The organism is Rahnella sp. RFA10(1/100) (genome assembly GCF_004195115.1).
GTDB lineage: Bacteria > Pseudomonadota > Gammaproteobacteria > Enterobacterales > Enterobacteriaceae > Rahnella > Rahnella perminowiae.
The window spans coordinates 69,630-92,272 of sequence record NZ_SEWR01000002.1 but is presented as its reverse complement, the minus strand read 5'-3'; the positions used below and the strand labels follow the sequence as shown (position 1 = coordinate 92,272).

Sequence of the window (22,643 nt, the reverse complement as noted above, 5' to 3'; positions counted from 1 at the left end):
GAAGTTAGCCTGATGTCATAAAAAAGCCGGGCGTCGCCCGGCTTTTGTTCAAATGCGCCTCAGGCAGTGACCGTCGGATCCTGTTCCACGGGCGGTTCACCCACCGTTTTTTTAGGTGGCAGCAAACCGTCGGCCCGGAACATCGCTTTGATGCCGCGCACGGCCTGACGGATCCTGTCCTGATTTTCGATCAGGGCGAAACGGACATGCGTATCGCCGTAATCCCCGAAACCGATCCCCGGTGACACACACACTTTTGCGTCGGCCAGCAATCGTTTGGCAAATTCCAGCGATCCTAAATGCGCATAAGCAGGCGGGATTTTTGCCCAGACGTACATTGATGCTTTCGGATTTTCCACCATCCAGCCCGCTTCATGCAGACCTCGTACCAGCACATTACGGCGCTGACGGTATTGTTCAGCAATGTCTTTCACACATTGCTGATCGCCTTCCAGCGCGGCGATGGCCGCCACCTGCAACGGCGTGAAAGTGCCATAATCATGGTAACTTTTGATGCGTGCCAGCGCGCTGACCAGTTCAGGATTACCGACCATAAAACCGATACGCCAGCCCGCCATGTTGTAACTTTTCGACAGCGTGAAGAATTCCACCGCAATGTCTTTTGCGCCCGGCACCTGCATAATTGACGGCGCTTTCCAGCCGTCGTAGACGATATCCGCATAGGCCAGATCGTGGATCACCAGCACGTTGTATTGTTTAGCCAGTGCCACCACACGCTCGAAGAAATCCAGCTCCACACATTGCGCCGTCGGGTTAGACGGGAAACCGAGGATCATCATTTTCGGGCGCGGAATAGTTTCACGAATGGCTTTTTCCAGCTCAGCAAAGAAATCCACGCCTTCGGCCAGTGGCACGGAGCGCACCTGCGCACCGGCAATCACGGCACCATAAATGTGGATCGGATAACTTGGGTTGGGCACCAGTACGGTGTCGCCATGATCGAGCGTTGCCAGCATGAGATGCGCCAGCCCTTCTTTCGAACCGATGGTGACAATAGCTTCGCTTTCCGGATCGATTTCCACCTGATAGCGATCGGCATACCAGCGGGAAATGGCACGACGCAGACGCGGAATGCCGCGTGAGGTCGAGTAACCGTGGGTATCCTCGCGCTGCGCAACCTGCACCAGCTTTTCCACAATGTGCGGCGGTGTCGGGCCGTCGGGATTGCCCATACTGAAATCGATAATGTCTTCGCCACGATGGCGTGCGGCCATTTTCAGTTCAGCGGTAATGTTGAAAACATAAGGGGGAAGACGATCAATACGTGAAAAACGACGGGGTGAACTGGAATCAGCCATAATTTCCTCTGGGATACGTAAGCGCCCGGACCGTCCGAGCGACGCTGGCCGCGTAACGGCCTACAACGAACATAACGCAGAGGAAAATGGCTGTCGAGATACCGGGCATCTTTTTTTCACTGCGGACGTGGATCGGTGGCCAGCAGCCCCAGCAGCCAGTCGTTTTTCCACTCATCACCGATCCGGTAGCTGTCCCGCAAACGCCCTTCCATCCGGAATCCGCATTTTTCCAGCACACGGCGCGATGCGTCGTTGCCTTCCAGCACGTTAGCTTGCAAACGATGAAAACCACACTGGTCAAACGCAAAGTTCAGCACTTCACGCAGGGATTCCACGGCATACCCCTTACGCTGATGTTCAGGTGCCAGAATGAATCCGACTTCACCCTGTTTATACGGCCGCCAGTCCGGGAAAAATCCGGTCAGCCCCACTGCTGCGCCGGTTTCTCTTTCACGCATCAGCAGGCACAGCCAGAAATCACTGTCGCGATCCCAGTGACCCAGACGTTGTTCAAAACGGCGATGAACCTGCGCGTGGGTTTCAATATCGCCGATAAAACGCATGACCTCCGGGGTCTGATACAGCCGCAAGAAAAATGCCCAGTCATCAGCCTGGAGAGGCTGCATGATCAGCCGCGGCGTGGATAACGAAATCATGTCGGAATGTGCTCCTGTGTCTGCCGATGGTGAAAGTCTGACCTTTTACATATAATAACCGCTGAATCCATTTGGCACGCTTATCTTTCAATCGTGCAAAGAGTCTAATCTGCCATGCCTCACATGTTCGATATGCTGCTGGCGGTCTTCGACCGTGCGGCGCTGATGCTTATCTGTTTGTTCTTCCTCACGCGAACTCCGCTGTTCCGCAAATTGCTGCATAAAGAAAATGAAAACCATACACCGCTGGAACTGACTGCGGTTACCGCCATTTTCTCACTGTTCGCTATTTTCGGTACGCTCTCAGGCATCAACGTCGAAGGTTCACTGATCAACGTACGTACGATCGCGATCATGTCGGGCGGGATCCTGTTCGGGCCCTGGGTCGGGATCATTACCGGCCTGATTTCCGGCACCCACCGTTTCCTGATCGACATCCACGGGCCGACGTCTGTTCCGTGTCTGATTACCAGTATTACCGCAGGTTTCCTCTCCGGTTATATCAATAAAAAAGTCAAAAAATCGCTGCACTGGAAAGTCGGTATTCTGGGCGGCATGCTGTGCGAAACGCTGACCATGATCCTGATTTTGCTGATGGCGCGACCGTTTTCGCTCGGGCTGGATATCGTCATGAATATCGCCGCACCGCTGATCCTCGGTGCCAGTTCCATCGGCCTGATTGTGTTGCTGGTGCAAAGTGTCGAGGATGAAAAAGAGGTGATCGCCGCACGACAGGCGCGGCTGGCGCTGGATATCGCCAATAAAACCCTGCCCTATTTTCGTAACATAGAAGGCAGAAATATCAACGCCGGATCGTTAGCCAGTATTTGCAGTATTATTCGCGATGATATCGATGCTGATGCGGTGGCGATAACCGACACCAAAAACATACTGGCGTACGTCGGCGTGGGCGCAGAAGAATACAATATCGGCCATGAAACGCTGAGTGAGATGACCAAAGCGACGCTGGAAAGCGGTGAAATTACGGTGAAAAACAACGACGAAATGCACCGTACGCCACAGATACACTCGCTGATTATCATTCCTCTCTGGGAAAAAGGTGAAGTCACCGGCTCGCTGAAAATCTATTACTGTGACCCGCACCGCATCACTTATTCGCTGAAAGTGATGGCGATCGGGTTATCGCAGATTATGTCGACACAGATGGAAGTATCACGCACCGAGCAGTTACGCGAGATGGCCAATAAAGCGGAAATGCGGGCGTTGCAGAGCAAGATAAATCCCCATTTTCTGTTTAACGCGCTGAACGCGATTTCATCATCTATCCGTGCCCGCCCTGACGTGGCGCGCCAGCTGATCATCAATCTTTCCCGCTATCTGCGTTATAACCTGGAACTGAACGATGAGCTGATTGATCTGCGCAAAGAATTGCATCAGGTGCAGGATTACATCGCCATTGAGCAGGCGCGGTTCGGCAGCAAGCTGACGGTGATTTATGACATTGATGATGACATTTCGGTGAAAATTCCGAGCCTGCTGATCCAGCCGCTGGTAGAGAACGCCATTGTGCACGGCATCCAGAAATGCAGCGGAAAAGGCGTGGTGGTCATTTCTGTGAAGCATCAGGCTGACGGCATCAGGGTATCAATAAAAGATACCGGCCATGGTATTAATCAGGAAACGATTGACCGCGTGGCACGCAATGAAATGCCCGGCAATAAAATTGGCCTGCTGAATGTACATCACCGCGTTTCATTATTGTATGGTCAGGGCCTGACTATCCGCCGTCTTGAGCCCGGCACGGATATTTCGTTTGTGATTACGCATATGCAACCCCAGGTCACGGCAGCCTCAGAGAGCAAAATCGCCTGACCCGCAGAAACGCTTTTTAGTTTTACCCGCCCGCATTTCGGGCCATCGCACCGGGGGATAATTCCGTGAACGCTATTATCGTCGAAGATGAAGTACCGGCTCAGGAAGAGCTGAGTTATCTGATTAATACCCACAGCAGCATCAGCATTGAAGCAGTTTTTGATGACGGGCTGGACGTGCTTAAATACCTGCAATCGCATGAAGTGGACGCGATTTTTCTTGATATCAGCATCCCTTCCCTCGATGGCGTATTGCTGGCGCAAAACATCAGTAAGTTTGCGCACAAGCCGTATATTGTGTTTATCACCGCCTATAAGGAGCATGCCGCAGAAGCGTTTGAAATTGAGGCGTTTGATTACATTCTTAAGCCTTATCATGAGTCGCGCATTGTCACCATGCTGCAAAAGCTGGAGTCACATTTTCGTCGGGATAAAGAGCTGGCTGCGAAGGAGCCCGGTGATAAACAGGAAGGTACTGCACCGGCCACGGGCAACCCCCTGCGGGTCAGTCACAGCATCAATCTGATTAAAGATGAGCGTATTATCGTTACCGATATTAACGATATTTATTACGCCGCCGCGCAGGAAAAGGTGACACAGGTTTATACCCGCAAAGAAGAATTCACGATGCCAATGAACATCACTGAATTATGCAACCGCCTGCCGGAGGAGTATTTCTTTCGCTGTCACCGTTCATATTGCGTGAATCTGTCGAAAATCCGCGAGATCGTGCCGTGGTTTAACAACACCTATATTTTGCGGTTAAGTGATCTGGATTTTGAAGTGCCGGTGAGCCGGAGCAAAGTGAAAGAATTCAGGCAATTAATGCGGTTTTGATGGGGATCTGACGGGTTTTGAGGCGGAGGGCGTTATCTTTTGGCGTCCGGCTCTGAATTATTACAAAAATGTCATTAACCCGTCATCCTCAGGTTAGCCAGTAAAAAGTAGACTTTGTTTCGTCAAGACAGAGGATATTTCGCACTTTCTCACGTCTGTGATGTGGAAAACCTAAATATACCTCTGCCAGATATTCTGCGTTATTAACAAATAACATTGAGTTCAAAAGGACGAACATATGTTTAAAAAGAAATTATTACTCACCGGTATTATCAATGCGCTGTGTCTGACATCCGCCTTTGCAGCAAACCCTCTTAGCGTCCACGTTCTGAACCTGCAAAACGGGCTGCCATCACAGGGGGTAAGCGTATCGCTCGAGAAGCAGGAAGGTAACAAATGGGTGCAACTGAGCAGTGGAGTGACCAATGAGCAGGGACGAATTCCGGCGCTGTATCCCAATGAAAGTGTGATGGAGAAAGGTAATTATCGGGTAACGTTTAAAACTGGCGAATGGTTTGAAAAACATCATACCGCTTCATTTTTCCCGGAAATCCCTGTTATTTTTAAAGCAGATGGCTCAGTGCCTCACTATCACATCCCTCTGCTTGTCAGTCCTTACGGTTTCTCGACTTATCGCGGGAATTAAAGTCAGAAAAAAATCATGATGGGCAAGATGAACTTGAGTGCGACTTCATGCTAAATCTCGGAAGGGGTTCCTTGCTCCTCCCCTTCGCAGGGGAGGAGCCGATCGAGTTACCTTCTCAGGGGCAGTTTTAGATCGTCATACCAATCGACTGACGCAGATAAGCCCCTGCACCTAACAGCCCAGGCTGATCGTGGGTGATCAGGAATACCGGAATATCCATCAGGTAATCTTTAAAACGCCCTTTGTCTTCAAACGCGGCGCGGAAGCCTGAGGCTTTGAAGAATTCCAGGAAGCGCGGAACGATGCCACCTGCAATGTACACGCCGCCGAAGGTGCCCATGTTGAGTGCCAGGTTGCCGCCAAAACGTCCCATGATCACGCAAAACAGTGACAGTGCGCGGCGGCAATCCAGATTTTCATCCGCCAGAGCCAGCTCCGTCACGTCTTTCGGTCTGAAGTTTTCCGGCACACGATTATCTGATTTGACGATGGCACGGTAAAGATTCACCAGTCCCGGACCGGAGAGAATACGCTCAGCAGAAACGTGCCCCATTTCGGTACGCAACTGCTCAAGAATAATGTCTTCTTCTTCGCTGTTTGGCGCAAAATCAACGTGGCCGCCTTCGCCCGGCAGGCTCAGCCATTGGTTGTTGGCATGAATTAAGTGTGCGACGCCCAACCCCGTGCCGGCTCCGTAAATCACTGCCGGTTTGCCGTCCTGTGCTTTTTTACCGCCAAACTGCAACAGGTCATCTTCTTTCAGCATCGGGATTGCCATAGAAACGGCAGTGAAATCATTGATCACTTCCAGATGTTGCAGTCCAAGATTTTTCTTCATTTCGGCAATGGAAAAGGCCCACGTATGGTTGGTCATCGCCACCCAGTCGCCGGTTATCGGACAAGCGATAGCGATGCATGCATCCTCAACCTCCTGATGCTGCTGCGCGAGGTACTCACGAACGACGGCTTCCAGACTGTCGTAATCCAGCCCGGAAAAAGTCTTCGACTGCGAAATCTCACCGCTGTCCAAAGCGCAAAGCGCCAGGCGGCAGTTAGTGCCCCCGACATCGCCCACCAGGGAGTATTTGGTCATGTTATTCTCCGCAAAAGTAAATTCATTATGCTGCGCATCCGCGCCAAATTCGTGTGGGCAAAATAGCGGTAATTGCTATACGCTGCAATGCAGTTTTGAAACAACCCACATTTATGCAGCATGCTACACAAAATTATGTCGACAGCCCGCAAACTGACTTTGCCGGGATTCATCTAAGCTATCAGAGCAAACGAAATTATAAATAAGGAAATACGTGCATGTTCCATCCCCGCGCCAGAGTCATGTTAGCTTTTGCCCTGCCCGCGATCATTATTGGTGTGATGTCCAGCCTGGTGCTGGTGTTCGTCATGATGATTTCTGGCGCGCTGCAGAATCTGCTGTGGGAGAACATTCCCGCCGTGCTCAATATCAATACTCAATCCGCCAGCTGGACGCTGTTTATGCTGACACTGACCGGCATTGGCGTCGGTGCCATCATAAAGTATATGCCAGGCCACGCCGGGCCGGATCCTGCTACGGAGTCGCTGATTGGGGCACCGGTGGCGATCAATGCTTTGCCGGGTCTTGCGCTGGCGCTGATGGTCGGACTGGCAGGCGGCGTCAGTCTGGGGCCGGAACATCCGATCACGGTGATTAATATTGCGCTGGTGGCGGCATTAGGCTCGCGCTTATTGCCCCGGGTACCGACGACTGACTGGGTGATCCTGGCGGCAGCCGGGACTGTCGGCGCGTTGTTTGGCACGCCAGTGGCGGCCGCGCTGATTTTTTCGCAAACCCTCGGCGGTAACAAAGATGTGCAGTTATGGGATCGCCTTTTTGCGCCATTACTCGCAGCAGGTGCAGGTGCCATCACCACCGAACAATTTTTCCAGCCCGATTTTTCGCTCAGTATTCCGTCGTATGACGCCGCCAGCCTGATGGATATTTTCAGCGGGTCAGTGGTGGTGCTGATTGCTATCGCACTGGGGATGATTGCTGTCTGGCTGTTCCCGCATGTGCACCGGATGTTTAACAGTATTCATAATCCGATATTGCGGCTGGGTATTGGCGGGTTTGTGCTGGGGTTACTGGCACTGATTGGCGGAGAAATTACCCTGTTTAAAGGGCTGGATGAAATGAAAGAGCTGGCGCATTCCAATGCGCTGTTTGAGATGGGGCCATTGCTGGCGATCACCCTGACCAAACTGGCGGCGTTGGTGGTGGCGGCGGCCTGCGGTTTTCGTGGCGGACGTATTTTCCCGGCGGTGTTTGTCGGGGTATCGCTTGGCCTGATGCTGCATCAGTACGCGCCAGATGTGCCAGCGGCGGTGACTGTTTCATGCGCCGTGATGGGTATGGTACTGGTGGTGACACGCGACGGCTGGCTTAGCCTGTTTATGGCTGCCGCCGTGGTTCCGGGGCTGAAGCTGCTGCCGTTGTTGTGTATCGTGATGCTGCCAGCCTGGTTAATGCTGGCCGGGAAGCCGCTGATGCAGGTGGCAAAACAGCGGCTTGTACGTCAGGCCCCGGAAGAAGATTAATCCTGCTTTAATGCAAACTCCGCTGCCGCCAGCGCATGAATGGCAGTGGTGTCAAAAACAGGTACGCTCGCGTCTTCCTCGCCCACCAGCAGGGTAATTTCGGTGCATCCGAGAATAATACCTTCCACGCCCTGCTGTTCTAATTTGCCAATAATCCGCCGATATTCTTCGCGGGAATCATCCCTGATAACGCCCAGGCACAGCTCTTCATAAATGATGCGATGGACAATCGCACGGTCAGCTTCATCCGGCGTCACCACGTCAATCTGATGTTTGTCCTGCAAACGCCCGCGGTAGAAATCCTGTTCCATGGTAAAGCGCGTACCCAGCAGGCCGATTTTACGCAGCCCCTGCCCTGCGATTTTTTCTGCCGTCGCATCGGCGATATGCAGCAGCGGCAGGCCGCCGATACGTTCGATATCATCCGCCACTTTATGCATGGTGTTAGTACATACGACAATAAATTGCGCACCTGCGCGCGCCAGTGAATGCGCGGCATTACCGAGAATTTCGCCTGCCTGCTGCCAGTCACCGGCCATTTGCAGCTTTTCGATATCGTAAAAATCGACGCTGTAAAGGAACAGTTTGGCCGAATGTAATCCGCCCAGTTGCTGCTTTACCTGTTCGTTAATCATGCGGTAATACGGCACGGTGGATTCCCAGCTCATGCCACCAATCAGCCCTAATGTTTTCATCTGCACACCCTGTATTTTTCCCCGATGGCAAAACCATAACCGACAAAAAGCCCGCCGGCAAAGAAAATGCCGGCGGGCTTTTTGTACCTTCAGTAACGCGGATCAACGTCTGGCTGGGCAATCTTCTGCGGCCAGACGGCGGTTCACCCAGCGCTGGCGCAACGTGTCGTAAACCCAGTTGTAGACCACGGTATACGGCAGGAAGAACAGAAAGAATCCCACTTCCAGCATCAAGGCATCCAGCAGCCCGATCCCCAGCCACAGCGCGGCAACCGGCAGACCAATCATGATAAATCCACCTTCGAAGCCCAGCGCGTGCGCCACGCGGATTTTAAATGTCCGCACCACCCGGGAAACCGGCCAGAATTTGTCGAACAGACTGTTATAGACAACGTTCCAGACCATCGCTGTCGTCGACAACATGATCGCCAGTGCGCCCATTTCCCAGACAGGTTTGTTCAGCGCCCAGGCTGCGGCGGGGGCTGAAATCAACACAGCCAGAATTTCGAAACCTACCGCATGAAAAATGCGTTCGCCGAACGTTTTCTGCGAGATATTCCGTGTTTGCTTAGCCATAAAAACCTGCCTGATTTCTGATCGTTGTTAGGTGAACTGCTACGTGACGGCTGTCACAGGCGGCCATTATCATCAGTAAATAAGATAGATAAAAGATAGGAAGTATCGATAAAATAGATGAATTAAAACCAGAAGGAGCACAGGATGCGCTATTCACCGGAAGCCCTGATGGCTTTTGTCGAAGCGGCCGATACCGGATCATTCTCAGCAGCGGCACGTAAGCTGCGCAAGAGTCAGTCTACCGTCAGTACAGCCATCGCCAATCTGGAAGTGGATCTGGGCCTAACGCTGTTTGACCGCCAGAGCCGCCAGCCGGTGCTGACACCGGCCGGTCAACGCGTACTTAGTCACGTTCAGGCTATTCTGGCGGCCAGCGAGCGGCTTGATGAACTGGCGATACGTTTGTCGGCACAGGTCGAAACCCGCCTGACATTCGTGTTGTCGGACACTTATCAGCCGACCCACCACGAGGCGCTGCTGCGTCGGTTTGAGCGCCGTTACCCCGATATCGAATTTGAATGTCAGATCGCCGAAGATCAGGATGTGATTGACCTGTTACAGTCCGGCCGCGCCCATATTGGTATGGTGGAAGTGCAGGATCATTATCCGCCGGACATCGGCGTGGCACGTTTACCGGAACAAACGGACATGTCGGTGTTTTGCAGCCGTGAGCATCCGCTGGCAAACACCACCGGTCTGCAGCCGGAACAGTTGCATACCTTCCGCCAGCTTTGCCTGCAACCTTATAGCCGCCGTGAAATGCCGCAAACACAGGGGCAAATCTGGTCAGCGCCAAGCTATCTGATGTTGCTGGAAATGGCAGAACAGGGGTTTGGCTGGGCGATACTGCCGCACTGGCTGGTGCAACAGTTTGGCCATGACAAGCTTGTCAGCCTGCCGTTACGCGGCTGGCCGAAGCAAATTTCCGTGGATGCGGTCTGGAGTAAAAACAATCAGCCCGGTCCGGCGGGCTGGTGGTTCATCGACCAGCTGACTAACCCGCCGTCACCGGACACTGATCTATTGCCCTGAGTTACGCTTCGCCAGTGATTTAGTCACTGAATTAAGCAAGTCAGGAATATCCATCTTCGGCAAAATGACTTCTATCCAGGCCATCTGCCGCCGTGCGGTGGCCTTCTCTATCGCTTCTTTCAGCGCCTGCGGCGAATCCGCCCGCGCGCTGAACACTTCTGTCCCTCCGAAGGCCGCCGGGAACTGTGTCCAGTTCCACTGTGCAATATCGTTATAGCGCTGGGTTTCACCATGGATCGCCCGTTCAACGGTGTAACCGTCATTATTAATCACAAAAATAACCGGTGGCAGACCGTAACGGATCGCGGCACCTAATCCCTGCAGGGTAAGCTGTGCAGATCCGTCGCCAATCAGCAGCACAACACGGCGCTCAGGTACGGCGATCTGTACACCAAACGCAGCGGGCAGCGTGAAACCGATAGATCCCCATAAAGGCTGGACGACAAACTGACACTCTTCCGGCAAATTCAGCGCTGCCGCACCAAAACAGGCCGTGCCCTGCTCAGCGACCAGCACATCTCCCGGTTGCAGGAAATCCTGAATCTGTTGCCAGAAGGCATATTGCCCGAGGCTGTTATCGTGCGACAACGGCAATCTATTATGTTTAACGGGATAGGGTGTCCGGGTGCCAGCCAGCTCAGCGGTAAGCCGGTGCAGCACACTGACCGTTTTTTCGAGCGGTAGCTGGTGGAAAATCTGGTCACCTACCCGGGCATAAAAGGGCTGAAGGTCAATACATTTTCCGGACGGAAGCTGCTGGGTAAAACCGGCGGTAATGGTGTCAGTGAATTTCACCCCGACTGTGATCACCACATCGGCCCCTTCAATCGCGTCTTTCGTTGATGGTGCGCTGGCGGCCCCGGAATAAGTACCGGCAAAATGCGCCTGTTGCTCGTTAAATAAACCTTTGCCCATCAGCAATGTTGAATGCGCCAGCGGCACGTCTTCCATCCACTGTTCCAGCGCAGCTTTAACCCCGAAACGGTCTGCCAGAAAATCTGCCAATAGTGAAACCCGTTTTGCGCCCCGCAACTGCGTTTCAGCAGCAGCAACAAAAGCATCCAGAGAAGAAGGTGAGAAAGGCGGCTGACGCACAGGTAACGCCTGCGCCCGGGTACTGACCGGCAATGCGGCCACGTCGCTGGGCAGCAACAGATACCCCGGCCGCGAGTTGTACATGACCTCTTCAATGACACGGTCGATTTCAGCCAGGGCATTTTCCGGTGTGAGGGACGCCTGCGCCACGCTGACCGGCGCGGACATCCGTGCGAAATGGGTGAATACACCATCTCCCAGCGTGTGATGCAGCAACTCCCCCTTACGCTGAGACGTCAGCGCTGGTGCGCCCACAATATGCACGACAGGCACATATTCCGCATAACTGCCGGCAATGCCATTCAGCGCACTCAGTTCACCGACACCAAATGTGGTCAGCAACGCCGCCAGCCCCTTAATACGCGCATAACCATCTGCGCCATAGGCAGCATTTAATTCATTGGTACAGCCGACCCAGGTGATTTGCTGATGATTGATCACGCTGTCGAGGAATTTCAGATTGTAGTCGCCCGGTACGCCAAACAACTCGGAGATCCCGCTTAATGATAAGCGGTCCAAGAGATAGTCACCTACGGTATATTCATTATCCATGACGATCCTCTGTTAAAAATAAAGTAAACAGTTAATCCCACTAATTTAAGTATTACCCCAAACCGGGGAAGAGGATATTAATTATCCGAAATAAGGCATGGCAACGCAGAGTTACACCCCTGCACTGCGTTAAGGCAGGAAAGCGGATTCAGCAGTAAAGGTAATATGCAGGAAGAATAGTCACGGTAATCAATCTCTCTGCGCGTAAGGATTGTTCCGGATGTGATCTGATTAGCTGGAAATGCTTGTGAAAGCGCATACACTAAAATGGTTTTTTTATGAAGTTATTACCTTCTGTTCACTCCTGAATTGATTATAAGGACTCACATGGTGTATCAAGCCAGTCCAACCCGTTACGAGAATATGGAATACCGTCGCTGCGGCCGGAGCGGTCTGAAATTACCTGCCGTTTCTCTTGGCCTGTGGCATAACTTCGGCGATAACGCGCATTTTGAAAATGGCCGCAAACTCATCCGCCATGCTTTTGACCATGGGATTACCCATTTCGATCTGGCTAATAACTACGGCCCGCCTCCGGGTTCTGCGGAACAACATTTCGGCCGCATCCTGCAGGAAGATTTATTACCCTACCGCGATGAGCTGATTATCTCCTCCAAAGCCGGTTACACCATGTGGGACGGCCCGTATGGAGACTGGGGCTCAAAAAAATATCTGGTCGCCAGCCTGAATCAGAGCCTGAAACGCATGGGTCTGGAGTATGTGGATATTTTCTATCATCACCGTCCTGATCCTGATACGCCGCTGGAAGAAACGATGGCGGCGCTGGATTTAATCGTACGTCAGGGCAAAGCGCTTTACGTCGGCTTGTCGAACTATCCGGCAGAACGCGCGAAAAAAGCGTTTGAGATTTTGCAGCAACTTGGCACGCCATGCCTGATCCATCAGCCGAAATATTCGATGTTCGAACGCTGGGTGGAGGCGGATTTGCTGGATACGCTGGCGGATAACGGCGTGGGTTCCATCGCCTTCTCGCCACTGGCGGGCGGCGTGCTGACGGACCGTTACCTGGCAGGTATTCCTGAAGATTCCCGTGCGGCCAGTGACAGCAAGTTCCTGACTGCGGATCAACTGACAGAAGAGAAACTGGCGAAAGTGCGTAAGCTGAATGAGATTGCCCAGGCACGTGGTCAGAAGCTGTCGCAGATGGCGCTGGCCTGGGTTCTGCGGGGCGACCGCGTGACGTCTGTCCTGATTGGCGCCAGTAAAACCAGCCAGATCGACGACGCCGTGGGCATGGTCTCACATCGCCATTTCAGCGCAGAAGAACTGGCGGCTATTGAAGGGATTTTAGTGTAAACGGTTACTCTTCAGTATAAAAAACGCGCCTTTATGGAGGCTTCGTAAGCAAACCGTTAAGGCGCGTAAATCATTCAAAACAGGATTGTAAGCAATAGAACCGGTGTCCGCTTCCCCTTATAACTGTCAGCATAAATTATAAGGAATCTGGGGCCACACATGTTAAAACCGGTACTTTTTGCGACTTTGTTCTTTGCCCTGCTCCCTGCGGCGGTACCCACCGTACAGGCCAGCAGTTTCAGCCTGAATACGCCGGGCCTTTCTATCAATATCGGTGACCGCGACAGGCGGGGTTATTACTGGGACGGCTATGACTGGCGTAACCCAAGCTGGTGGAACGGCTATCGGGGCCACCACTATGGTGCACGCAGCCCGCGCGGCTATTACTGGGATGGTTATCGCTGGCGCGATCATGGCTGGTGGAACGAACGCCATCCGCCACGTCGTCCGATGCCACCGCCGCGTTATTATTACAGCGACCACGGGCGTGCGCATTATGATCACGGCCGCGGGCCGGATCGGGGTCGGGGACATGACCGGGGGCACGGCCATGATGATCACCGGGGCGGCGGGCATGGCGACCACCGCCATTAATCAACTGAATAAAACAAACAAAAACGGGACAGCGCAAACTGTCCCGTTTTTGTTTGCCTGTCGCTGCGCAGGCGTTATTTCGACATACCGATCAGCAGATAGAGGTTAAGGCTGACGACGATCAGCACGATGACCCGGCCCGCCCACTGGACGGTTTTCGTATTCACCATATCACCCATCAGGCTGCGGTTACCGGTAAAAGCCAGCAACGGCAGCAATGCCAGCGCAATCCCGAAGCTCAGCAAGACCTGGCTCATCACCAGAATGCGTGTGGCATCTAATCCCATCAGGATCACAATAAAAGACGGCATCATGGTCACCGTACGGCGAACCCACAGCGGAATGTAGAATTTCACGAACCCCTGCATCACCACCTGCCCGGCCAGCGTACCGACCACTGTTGAAGATAAACCGGCAGCCACCAGACTCAGACCAAAGGTAGTCGCAGCAGCGTGACCCAGCAACGGTTGCAGCGTCAGATAGGCTTCATCCAGCTCGCTGATCCCACTGTGTCCGCTGAAATGAAATGCCGCTGCGGCTGTCGCCATCATCGCCAGATTCACGAAACCGGCAATAGTCATGGCAATGCCGACATCCAGCTTGGTGGCTGAATAACGCTGCGCTTTAGAGGCTTTACCGCCCCGCTGAGTCAGCGAGGAGTGCAGATAGATGACATGCGGCATGATGGTCGCACCGAGTACACCGGCAGCCAGATAGACTGAATCGGCGGTTGGCAGTGCAGGGATCAACATGCCTTTGCCCAGCGCCACCATGCTCGGTTGCGAAAAGAATAACTCAACGATATACGCCGCCGCGACAAAAAGCAGCAAACCGGCGATCACCAGTTCCAGCGGCTTTTGCCCGCGTTTTTGCAGCCCGAGGATAATAAAGGTCGCAATCCCGGTGAGCACCGCGCCTTGTAACAGCGATACCCCGAGAAGCAGTTTAAAGCCAATGGCGGCACCAATAAATTCGGCAAGATCGGTAGCCATCGCGATAATTTCCGCCTGCACCCAGTAAGCCCAGACAGCCGGACGCGGGAAACGATCGCGGATATGTTCGGCCAGGTTTTTGCCGGTGGCGATACCGAGTTTGGCAGACAACAACTGGATCAACATCGCCATGATGTTGGCCCATACCACCACCCACAGCAACTGATAACCGTAAGAGGCTCCGGCCTGAATATTAGTCGCAAAGTTGCCCGGATCGATATAACCGATGGCGGCAATAAAAGCCGGCCCCATCAGTGAAAGCTTCATCTTTCTGGACGCGCGGCCTGTGGATTCGGCCCGGCTGTTCAGCATAGTTAGTTAACCCTTACAATTATTACGCTTACATCAATCATATCTAATTGATAATGATTATCAAGTGCATTTAGAATGATCTGAGTGATTGCTCTGATAGGCAGCAGCTGTAAGCGGGAAGGTAATAACTGAGAGGTGATTCGCTCACCCGATTTCAGAAAGCCAGACGCATCGTACTTTCCTAAAACAGACATTAACGGGCCAGATTCAGAATGCATTACGGCACATGATAAAACTAGCACAGGAATGCTAATTGTGCTTAGTTTTATTAACATCTTGATTTTTTGTGTGATGAGCCGTGATTTGTTGCAATTCGTGTTTGTAATTTCTATATTTGCAATCGACTTCACGTTTTAAATGTACGCGTTACATAAAATGTCCGTCGAAATATAGCCTGCCTCTAATTTGGAGCACCCATGTCCCGAATATTGCACTTTGTATTAGCGTTGGCCGTTGTCGCTGCACTCGCTTTACTGGTGAGCCGTGACCGGAAAAATATCCGTTTACGTTTCATTGTTCAGCTGCTGGTCATCGAAGTCTTATTAGCCTACTTCTTCCTGAATTCTTCTGTTGGTTTAGGTTTTGTGAAAGGCTTCTCAGACTTGTTTGAGAAATTATTAGGATTCGCTGCGGAAGGGACCGGCTTCGTATTTGGAGGCATGAGCGATAAAGGATTAGCGTTCTTCTTCTTGAAAGTTTTGTGTCCGATCGTGTTCATTTCTGCACTCATCGGTATTTTACAACACATTCGTGTACTGCCTTTCGTCATCCGTATTATCGGTACGGTTCTGTCGAAAATTAATGGCATGGGAAAACTGGAATCTTTCAACGCCATCAGCTCCCTGATTTTGGGTCAGTCAGAAAACTTTATCGCGTATAAAGATATTCTGAGCAAAATGTCTGAAAAACGTATGTACACCATGGCAGCCACAGCAATGTCGACGGTTTCTATGTCGATTGTGGGTGCGTATATGACCATGCTCGAACCGCGCTTTGTTGTTGCTGCGCTGGTGCTCAACATGTTCAGTACTTTCATCGTACTGTCGTTGATCAACCCTTATAAAGTTGATTCAGAAGAAGACCTGCAAATCGGTAATACGCATCAGGGCCAGAGCTTCTTTGAAATGCTGGGTGAATATATCCTGGCGGGTTTCAAAGTGGCTATCATCGTTGCAGCCATGCTGATTGGTTTCATCGCACTGATCTCCTGCCTGAATGCATTGTTTGACGTGGTATTCGGTATCACCTTCCAGGGCGTGCTGGGTTATGTCTTCTATCCGTTCGCATGGATGATGGGTGTGCCAAGCCACGAAGCCTTGCAAGTCGGCAGCATCATGGCAACCAAACTGGTTTCCAATGAATTCGTTGCGATGTTGGATCTGCAAAAAGTCGCGACTGAGCTGTCACCTCGCGGCGTGGGCATCCTGTCCGTGTTCCTGGTGTCATTCGCAAACTTTTCCTCGATCGGTATCGTTGCAGGTGCTATTAAAGGTCTGAACGAACATCAGGGCAACGTGGTTTCACGCTTCGGTCTGAAACTGCTGTACGGCTCAACGCTGGTCAGCGTGTTGTCTGCTTCTATCGCAGGTCTGGTACTGGCGTAGTAAGCCAATACAGAACGACAAGAAACCCGCTTCGGCGGGTTTTTTTATGTCTGCAATTCAGGCAGGAAAACCGGAAGGAAAATCACAAACCCCGGAAAGCAAAAAACCTGCCGAAGCAGGTTTCTTTAATATTTGGTGGAGATAAGCGGGATCGAACCGCTGACCTCTTGCATGCCATGCAAGCGCTCTCCCAGCTGAGCTATACCCCCACACGAGGTTGTATCTGTTTACTTTTTGTTTCCCTGGGAAGGAAACAGCCAACTTGCTCTGGAAAGGAAGTTGGTGGAGATAAGCGGGATCGAACCGCTGACCTCTTGCATGCCATGCAAGCGCTCTCCCAGCTGAGCTATACCCCCAATTCATGCCCGTAAAAACGGGTGAACGGGGCGCATAATATGAAACGTCGCTACCCCTGTCAACGGCTAAATCCGTTTCTGAATTCAAGCGCTGAAAAAGCCGTCAAATCCCTCATCCCTCCGGCAAAAAACACCTTTCTTCAGGGAAATTTTCAGACAGACACTTTGTTTTACAAAACACCCGCCAGCCCGCACGATTCCTAGCTTTCTGATCTGCTTACGCATTTCCTTAACATCTATGTCCGAATAATTAATAGAATGTTAGCAGACTATGAAAATCGTCTTGTTTTGAGATAAATCTCAGAATAGACTGCTCGCGCAATAATCATAACTTAAACCATTCGAGCACTCCCATGTCCTTGTATTCACCTAAAGAAATCGCTTCCATCGCCGTCACAGCGGGCGTTAATAAAAGCCGCGCCACCGTGTTGAATTTGTTAATTTTGGGCTTCCTGGCTGGCGCCTTTATCGCCACCGGTTTCCTGTTGGATCTGCATGTAATAGGGACATTACCTGCTTCCTGGGGTTCATTCAGTAACTTGCTGGGCGCTGCTGTGTTTCCGGTAGGCATCATTCTGACTGTATTAGCAGGGGGAGAACTGCTGACCGGTAATATGATGACCTTACCTATCGCCTGGTTCGCGCGTCAGATCAGCCTTTACGCTGTTTTGCGCAACTGGTTCTGGGTGACTGTCGCTAACCTGCTGGGCAGTCTGGCCGTGGCCTATTTCTTCGGTCACGTTCTGGGGCTGACGGAAGGGGCTTTCCTGAGCAAAACCGTGGCAACCGCCACTGCGAAGGTCAATGCAGACTTCATGCACGCGTTCATTTCTGGTATCGGCTGTAACTGGCTGGTGTGTCTGGCAATCTGGCTGGCCTTCGCCAGTAAAGAAGTGGGCGGCAAAGTGATCGGTATGTGGTTCCCGGTTATGGCGTTCGTGGCCATCGGCTTCCAGCACGTGGTGGCAAATATGTTCATCGTGCCTGCAGCAATCTTTGCCGGTGCTCTGAGCTGGTCAGAATATCTGCCTAACTTCGTGGCCGTCTTCCTCGGTAACGCTGTAGGGGGTGCAGGCTTCGTTGGTCTGATGTATTTCCTGGCCTACCGTCCGACCGTTGAAACACCGGCGACTGAACAACGTTAATTAAGCCGTTTTCACGCTTACGTTTTACGGAAATACAAAAGCCAGCCGGTTTCCCGTGCTGGCTTTTTTACGACTGTTTTTAACAAGCTACTGAGCGGTCATTACTGCGCTTGTGTTTCACGCTCAGCAATGAAGGCTAATGCCATATCGATACGCGCCAGCACACGGCGCTGACCGATAGCATGAACGGTGACGTCAACACCCGGTGACTGACCTGCGCCGGTTACCGCAACGCGCAGTGGCATCCCTACTTTACCCATCCCCACTTCCAGCTCATCCGCTGTGCCCTGAATCGCGTGGTGAATGTTCTCAGCAGTCCAGTCAGTGATTGCAGCCAGTTTGGCGCGCACCACTTCCAGCGGCTGGCGCGCAACCGGACGTAAATGTTTCTTCGCCGCATCCGCATCAAACTCTGCAAAATCTTCATAAAAGTAACGGCAGGACTCGGCCATTTCTTTCAGGGTCTTGCAGCGCTCACCCAGCAGGGTGACGATTTCGAACAGTTGCGGGCCGTTACGGGTTTCGATACCTGCCTGCTCCACATGCCACAACAGATGGGTCGCCACATAATGCGGATCCATCGTATTAATGTAGTGGTGGTTCAGCCATTGCAGTTTTTCAGTGTTGAACGCACTGGCTGATTTGCTGACGTTTTCCAGTGAAAACAGGGCCTTCATTTCATCACGGCTGAAAATTTCCTGATCGCCATGAGACCAGCCCAGACGCACCAGATAGTTCAGCAGGGCTTCGGGCAGATAACCGTCATCACGGTATTGCATCACGCCTACCGCACCGTGGCGTTTAGACAGTTTTTTACCGTCATCGCCCAGAATCATTGAAACGTGCGCATAAACCGGTACCGGTGCGCCAAGCGCTTTCAGTATGTTGATCTGGCGCGGAGTATTGTTGATGTGATCTTCACCACGGATAACATGGCTGATTTCCATATCCCAGTCATCAACGACAACGCAGAAGTTATAGGTCGGGGAACCATCGGTACGGCGGATGATCAGATCATCAAGCTCGTCATTGCTAAATTCGATCGGACCGCGGATCTGGTCGTCAAAAATAACCGAACCTTCCTGCGGGTTACGAAAACGCACGACACACGGCTCATCGGCCGCGTGATGTTCATGGCTGTCGCGACAATGGCCGTCATAACGAGGCTTCTCGTTATTCGCCATTTGTTCCTCACGCAACGCTTCCAGACGTTCTTTAGAACAATAGCATTTATAAGCCGTGCCGTTTTCCAGCATCTCATCAATCACCGCGTTATAACGGTCAAAACGTTTGGTCTGGAAATACGGGCCTTCATCCCAGTCCAGATTCAGCCAGTTCATGCCATCCATAATCGCGTCAATAGCAGCCTGGGTGGAGCGTTCGAGATCGGTGTCTTCGATACGCAGCACAAATTCACCGCCAAGGTTGCGGGCAAAGAGCCAGGAATAGAGCGCGGTACGGGCGCCACCGACGTGCAGATAGCCGGTCGGGCTTGGGGCAAAACGGGTTTTGATTTTCATCCGGGTGCAACCTTAATCACGCAACGCCAAAAAAACGTCGCTATCAATTAACAAAAAGTGGCAGACATTCTACCACTCTGCCCTGATTCCTCAACGCACAACCAGAGGCAGTCGCGTGGTTTAAGGCCATGAATGCGTAAAGAATCGACTACGGGGGCGAGAAACCCGTCAGGTTGACTAAAAATAAGCCGAACGAACATTTTTGTTTTTAAAAAGCGTTGACGTAATTTCAAGTATCCCTATAATGCGACTCCATCACGACGGGGGCGATTAGCTCAGTTGGTAGAGCATCTCCTTTACACGGAGGGGGTCGGCGGTTCGAGCCCGTCATCGCCCACCACTCTTTAAGAGTGCCGCGTTGTGATAAGTAGGAAGAATTGAGAAATGGGCGATTAGCTCAGTTGGTAGAGCATCTCCTTTACACGGAGGGGGTCGGCGGTTCGAGCCCGTCATCGCCCACCATTTCTCAGCACATTTCTTCTTACCGAGGGAAGTACCCAGAAGTGGGCGATTAGCTCAGTTGGTAGAGCATCTCCTTTACACGGAGGGGGTCGGCGGTTCGAGCCCGTCATCGCCCACCACTTCTGCGGGCCGTTAGCTCAGTTGGTAGAGCAGTTGACTTTTAATCAATTGGTCGCTGGTTCGAATCCAGCACGGCCCACCAATTCAGAAAAAAGCGCCTTCAGGCGCTTTTTTCGCATCTGTACTCCGGAACTTTAACCGTGATGGAGGCGAACCAGCTGCTGGTTCGAGCCTCTCTCCCCCTCTTTCCCCCCTATTTTAATTTAAACATCGGCACGACTTTGTTGTGCAGCGCCGGGTTATCGCTTTCATCTTTCAAATTCACGCCCGACAGCTGGCGATGGAAGGACTGCTCAAGCAGCCAGGCGAGTTTAAAAGCGGCCTGCGGATAATTGAGCCCTTCCGGCCGCACATTGGAAATACAATTTCTTTCCGATTCCAGCCTTTTGGTATGCGGCCCCCAGGTCATGTAAATACCTAAACTGTCGGGAGAGGATAATCCCGGGCGTTCTCCTATCAAAATCGCCACAGCCTTCGCTTTCATCACCTGCGCAATATCATCGCCCAGTGCCACCCGCGACTGATGCGCAAGTATCACCGGCCCGATTTTCAGCTCCAGCGTACGCAGATACGGCAATAACGCCGCAATCAAGGGTACGGCCTGGCGGTGCACGGCTTTCGATGACAGACCATCAGCAATGACCAGTATTACGTCTGCCGGCTCCGGTGCCAGCTGCTGCAATGCCTGACGGCTGGTTTCTGACAATTTGCGCCCGAGATCAGGACGACAAAGATAGGTCGCCCTGTCCGGAGCCGCGCTGGCAACGGTCAGTGTTTCCAGCCCCAGCGCATAAAGTTCGGGTTCAAGCTTCTGGCTGTCAAAGGGCTGATGTACGGCATCACGCGCCTGCGCATGCGCTAAACCAAACCGTAGCAGCTCTTCTGTGGGCAAACTCGACCCTGCCCGTCCCAGCGCGATACGTGCGGCCGTAAACTGACGCAGCGTTTCCCAGGGGTTATTATGTACCACGGACGATAAGCCCTGCCCTTTTTCATTGTTCATCAACGCCAACCTCAGCTCAGTTGCGGTAACTGACGCAGTAACGGATGGGACGCGCGGGTATCCTGTAAGGCGCCCTGCGGATCAATAATTTTCATTTTCTCCAGCCACACGGCAAATTCCGGCGCATGTTTCAGCCCGAGTAATTCGCGGATATATAACGCATCATGGAAAGAAGTGCTCTGATAATTGAGCATGATGTCATCCGCGCCCGGTACGCCAATCAGGAATGTCAGTCCGGCGGTGCCAAGCAGCGTCAGTAAAGTATCCATATCATCCTGATCGGCTTCGGCATGGTTGGTGTAACAGACATCGCAACCCAGCGGTACGCCCAGCAGTTTGCCGCAGAAATGGTCTTCCAGTCCTGCACGGATGATTTGCTTGCCGTCATACAGATATTCCGGCCCGATAAACCCCACCACGGTATTGATCAGCAGCGGTGAAAAATGCCGTGCAATCGCGTATGCCCGCGCTTCACAGGTTTGCTGATCTATCCCGAAGTGTGCATTAGCGGATAAACAACTCCCCTGCCCGGTTTCGAAATACATCACATTGTCGCCGAGCGTCCCACGCCTGAGGCTGAGTGCCGCCTGTTGCGCTTCCGCCAGCAATGCCAGATTGATACCAAACCCGCTGTTCGCCGCTTCAGTGCCTGCAATTGACTGAAACACCAGATCCACCGGCGCGCCGCGCTCCACCAGTTTGATGGTGTTGGTAACATGGGTCAGAACGCAGGACTGCGTAGGAATGTCAAAGCGCGTGATGATGTCATCAAGCATGTAATTGAGATTTTCCAGCAACGGTAAACTGTCGCTGGCGGGATTGATGCCGATTACCGCATCGCCGGAACCATAGAGCAAGCCGTCAAGCATACTGGCAGCAATGCCCTGTAAGTTATCGGTCGGATGATTCGGTTGCAGGCGCACGCTCATGTGACCAGGCAATCCGATAGTGTTGCGAAATTGAGTGATCACTCTGCATTTTTTAGCCACCAGGATCAGATCCTGATTACGCATCAGCTTGCTGACAGCTGCCGCCATTTCCGGCGTAATCCCGCGGGCAACCGCAGCCAGCACCGTACTGTCCGTTTTCTCACTGAGCAGCCAGTCGCGGAAATCTCCGACGGTGAGATGCGAGATCGCGGCAAACGCCGCGACATCATGAGTATCGACAATCAGCCGCGTGACCTCATCATCCTCATACGGCACCAGTAATTGTTGCAGAAAGGTTTTGAGCGGCACATCGGCCAGTGCCATTTTCGCCGCCATCCGCTCTTCGGCGCTGGCGGCAGCCACTTCAGCCAGATAATCACCTGACCGTGCGGGCGACGCCTTTGCCATCAGTTCGCGTAAATCCTCAAACTGATAGCGTCGGTGACTTAATGTCGTCTGAAACATAACACTCCTT

Annotated in this window: 19 protein-coding genes and 6 tRNA genes; 13 read left to right on the top strand and 12 right to left on the bottom strand. The window is 52.4% G+C overall.

Annotated features, from left to right (window positions below; genetic code table 11):
• Positions 1–59: 59 nt before the first annotated feature.
• Together alaC and ETV65_RS07170 are read right to left on the bottom strand one after the other, a co-directional pair.
• Positions 60–1,319, bottom strand: coding sequence for an alanine transaminase (gene alaC / locus ETV65_RS07175; RefSeq protein WP_129952224.1), 1,260 nt, complete (start codon positions 1,317–1,319; stop codon positions 60–62).
• 116 nt (positions 1,320–1,435) lie between these two features.
• Positions 1,436–1,975 (bottom strand): GNAT family N-acetyltransferase, encoded by a 540-nt coding sequence (locus ETV65_RS07170; RefSeq protein ID WP_129952223.1) that lies wholly within the window; start codon positions 1,973–1,975, stop codon positions 1,436–1,438.
• Positions 1,976–2,089: 114 nt separating this feature from the next.
• Here ETV65_RS07170 and ETV65_RS07165 point away from each other — a divergent pair, with 114 nt between their 5' ends.
• The 3 genes from ETV65_RS07165 to uraH all read left to right on the top strand — a co-directional run bounded on the left by ETV65_RS07165 (position 2,090) and on the right by uraH (position 5,290).
• The gene (locus ETV65_RS07165) at positions 2,090–3,808 is read left to right on the top strand and encodes a sensor histidine kinase (RefSeq protein WP_129952222.1); all 1,719 of its coding nucleotides are present in this window, start codon (positions 2,090–2,092) and stop codon (positions 3,806–3,808) included.
• Between the two features lie 65 nt (positions 3,809–3,873).
• A complete protein-coding gene (locus ETV65_RS07160) occupies positions 3,874–4,644 on the top strand; it encodes a LytTR family DNA-binding domain-containing protein (protein WP_129952221.1) in 771 nt (256 codons plus the stop codon).
• A gap of 238 nt (positions 4,645–4,882) precedes the next feature.
• A complete protein-coding gene (gene uraH / locus ETV65_RS07155) occupies positions 4,883–5,290 on the top strand; it encodes a hydroxyisourate hydrolase (RefSeq protein WP_129952220.1) in 408 nt (135 codons plus the stop codon).
• A 127-nt stretch (positions 5,291–5,417) separates the two neighbouring features.
• Here the strand turns inward: uraH and glk are convergent, their stop codons facing one another.
• On the bottom strand, positions 5,418–6,383 hold the full coding sequence (glk, locus tag ETV65_RS07150; RefSeq protein ID WP_129952219.1) for a glucokinase: 966 nt from the start codon (positions 6,381–6,383) through the stop codon (positions 5,418–5,420).
• A gap of 218 nt (positions 6,384–6,601) precedes the next feature.
• Here glk and ETV65_RS07145 point away from each other — a divergent pair, with 218 nt between their 5' ends.
• Entirely contained in the window at positions 6,602–7,864 is a 1,263-nt protein-coding gene (locus ETV65_RS07145) for an ion channel protein (protein ID WP_129952218.1), read from the top strand.
• Here the strand turns inward: ETV65_RS07145 and ETV65_RS07140 are convergent.
• Both ETV65_RS07140 and ETV65_RS07135 read right to left on the bottom strand, forming a co-directional pair.
• Positions 7,861–8,559, bottom strand: a complete 699-nt coding sequence (locus ETV65_RS07140) for an aspartate/glutamate racemase family protein (protein ID WP_129952217.1) — start codon at positions 8,557–8,559, stop codon at positions 7,861–7,863. The genes ETV65_RS07145 and ETV65_RS07140 overlap by 4 nt on opposite strands.
• 102 nt (positions 8,560–8,661) lie before the next feature.
• Positions 8,662–9,135 (bottom strand): multidrug/biocide efflux PACE transporter, encoded by a 474-nt coding sequence (locus ETV65_RS07135; RefSeq protein WP_129952216.1) that lies wholly within the window; start codon positions 9,133–9,135, stop codon positions 8,662–8,664.
• Between the two features lie 144 nt (positions 9,136–9,279).
• Here ETV65_RS07135 and ETV65_RS07130 point away from each other — a divergent pair, with 144 nt between their 5' ends.
• The gene (locus ETV65_RS07130; RefSeq protein WP_129952215.1) at positions 9,280–10,167 is read left to right on the top strand and encodes a LysR family transcriptional regulator; all 888 of its coding nucleotides are present in this window, start codon (positions 9,280–9,282) and stop codon (positions 10,165–10,167) included.
• Here the strand turns inward: ETV65_RS07130 and ETV65_RS07125 are convergent.
• Positions 10,156–11,814, bottom strand: a complete 1,659-nt coding sequence (locus ETV65_RS07125) for an alpha-keto acid decarboxylase family protein (RefSeq protein WP_129952214.1) — start codon at positions 11,812–11,814, stop codon at positions 10,156–10,158. The genes ETV65_RS07130 and ETV65_RS07125 overlap by 12 nt on opposite strands.
• Positions 11,815–12,141: 327 nt before the next feature.
• Between ETV65_RS07125 and mgrA the strand changes: the two genes are divergently transcribed.
• Both mgrA and ETV65_RS07115 read left to right on the top strand, forming a co-directional pair.
• Complete coding sequence (mgrA, locus tag ETV65_RS07120) at positions 12,142–13,131, top strand: L-glyceraldehyde 3-phosphate reductase (protein WP_129952213.1); 990 nt, start codon at positions 12,142–12,144, stop codon at positions 13,129–13,131.
• Positions 13,132–13,290: 159 nt separating this feature from the next.
• A complete protein-coding gene (locus tag ETV65_RS07115) occupies positions 13,291–13,725 on the top strand; it encodes a DUF2502 domain-containing protein (protein WP_037038488.1) in 435 nt (144 codons plus the stop codon).
• A 74-nt stretch (positions 13,726–13,799) separates the two neighbouring features.
• Here ETV65_RS07115 and ETV65_RS07110 read toward each other — a convergent pair whose 3' ends face one another.
• Positions 13,800–15,029 (bottom strand): Nramp family divalent metal transporter, encoded by a 1,230-nt coding sequence (locus ETV65_RS07110; RefSeq protein ID WP_129952212.1) that lies wholly within the window; start codon positions 15,027–15,029, stop codon positions 13,800–13,802.
• A 416-nt stretch (positions 15,030–15,445) separates the two neighbouring features.
• Here ETV65_RS07110 and ETV65_RS07105 point away from each other — a divergent pair, with 416 nt between their 5' ends.
• On the top strand, positions 15,446–16,633 hold the full coding sequence (locus tag ETV65_RS07105; protein ID WP_013574449.1) for a NupC/NupG family nucleoside CNT transporter: 1,188 nt from the start codon (positions 15,446–15,448) through the stop codon (positions 16,631–16,633).
• Between the two features lie 133 nt (positions 16,634–16,766).
• On the opposite strand, the gene ETV65_RS07100 is transcribed toward ETV65_RS07105, so the two are convergent.
• Together ETV65_RS07100 and ETV65_RS07095 are read right to left on the bottom strand one after the other, a co-directional pair.
• Positions 16,767–16,842: transfer RNA gene (locus ETV65_RS07100), tRNA-Ala, on the bottom strand.
• Positions 16,843–16,913: 71 nt separating this feature from the next.
• A tRNA-Ala gene (locus ETV65_RS07095) sits at positions 16,914–16,989 on the bottom strand.
• Between the two features lie 353 nt (positions 16,990–17,342).
• Between ETV65_RS07095 and ETV65_RS07090 the strand changes: the two genes are divergently transcribed.
• Positions 17,343–18,134: a formate/nitrite transporter family protein gene (locus ETV65_RS07090; protein ID WP_013574448.1), complete on the top strand. Its 792-nt coding sequence runs from the start codon at positions 17,343–17,345 to the stop codon at positions 18,132–18,134.
• A gap of 101 nt (positions 18,135–18,235) precedes the next feature.
• Here ETV65_RS07090 and gltX read toward each other — a convergent pair whose 3' ends face one another.
• Positions 18,236–19,654 (bottom strand): glutamate--tRNA ligase, encoded by a 1,419-nt coding sequence (gene gltX, locus ETV65_RS07085; protein WP_129952211.1) that lies wholly within the window; start codon positions 19,652–19,654, stop codon positions 18,236–18,238.
• Positions 19,655–19,918: 264 nt separating this feature from the next.
• Between gltX and ETV65_RS07080 the strand changes: the two genes are divergently transcribed.
• The 4 genes from ETV65_RS07080 (at position 19,919) to ETV65_RS07065 (ending at position 20,318) form a co-directional block, all read left to right on the top strand.
• Positions 19,919–19,994 (top strand) — tRNA-Val (locus ETV65_RS07080).
• Between the two features lie 46 nt (positions 19,995–20,040).
• A tRNA-Val gene (locus ETV65_RS07075) sits at positions 20,041–20,116 on the top strand.
• 43 nt (positions 20,117–20,159) lie between these two features.
• A tRNA-Val gene (locus ETV65_RS07070) sits at positions 20,160–20,235 on the top strand.
• A 7-nt stretch (positions 20,236–20,242) separates the two neighbouring features.
• Positions 20,243–20,318: transfer RNA gene (locus ETV65_RS07065), tRNA-Lys, on the top strand.
• 111 nt (positions 20,319–20,429) lie between these two features.
• On the opposite strand, the gene eutC is transcribed toward ETV65_RS07065, so the two are convergent.
• Both eutC and ETV65_RS07055 read right to left on the bottom strand, forming a co-directional pair.
• Positions 20,430–21,239 (bottom strand): ethanolamine ammonia-lyase subunit EutC, encoded by an 810-nt coding sequence (gene eutC, locus ETV65_RS07060; protein WP_129952210.1) that lies wholly within the window; start codon positions 21,237–21,239, stop codon positions 20,430–20,432.
• Positions 21,240–21,250: 11 nt separating this feature from the next.
• On the bottom strand, positions 21,251–22,633 hold the full coding sequence (locus tag ETV65_RS07055; protein ID WP_129952209.1) for an ethanolamine ammonia-lyase subunit EutB: 1,383 nt from the start codon (positions 22,631–22,633) through the stop codon (positions 21,251–21,253).
• Between the last annotated feature and the right edge of the window lie 10 nt (positions 22,634–22,643).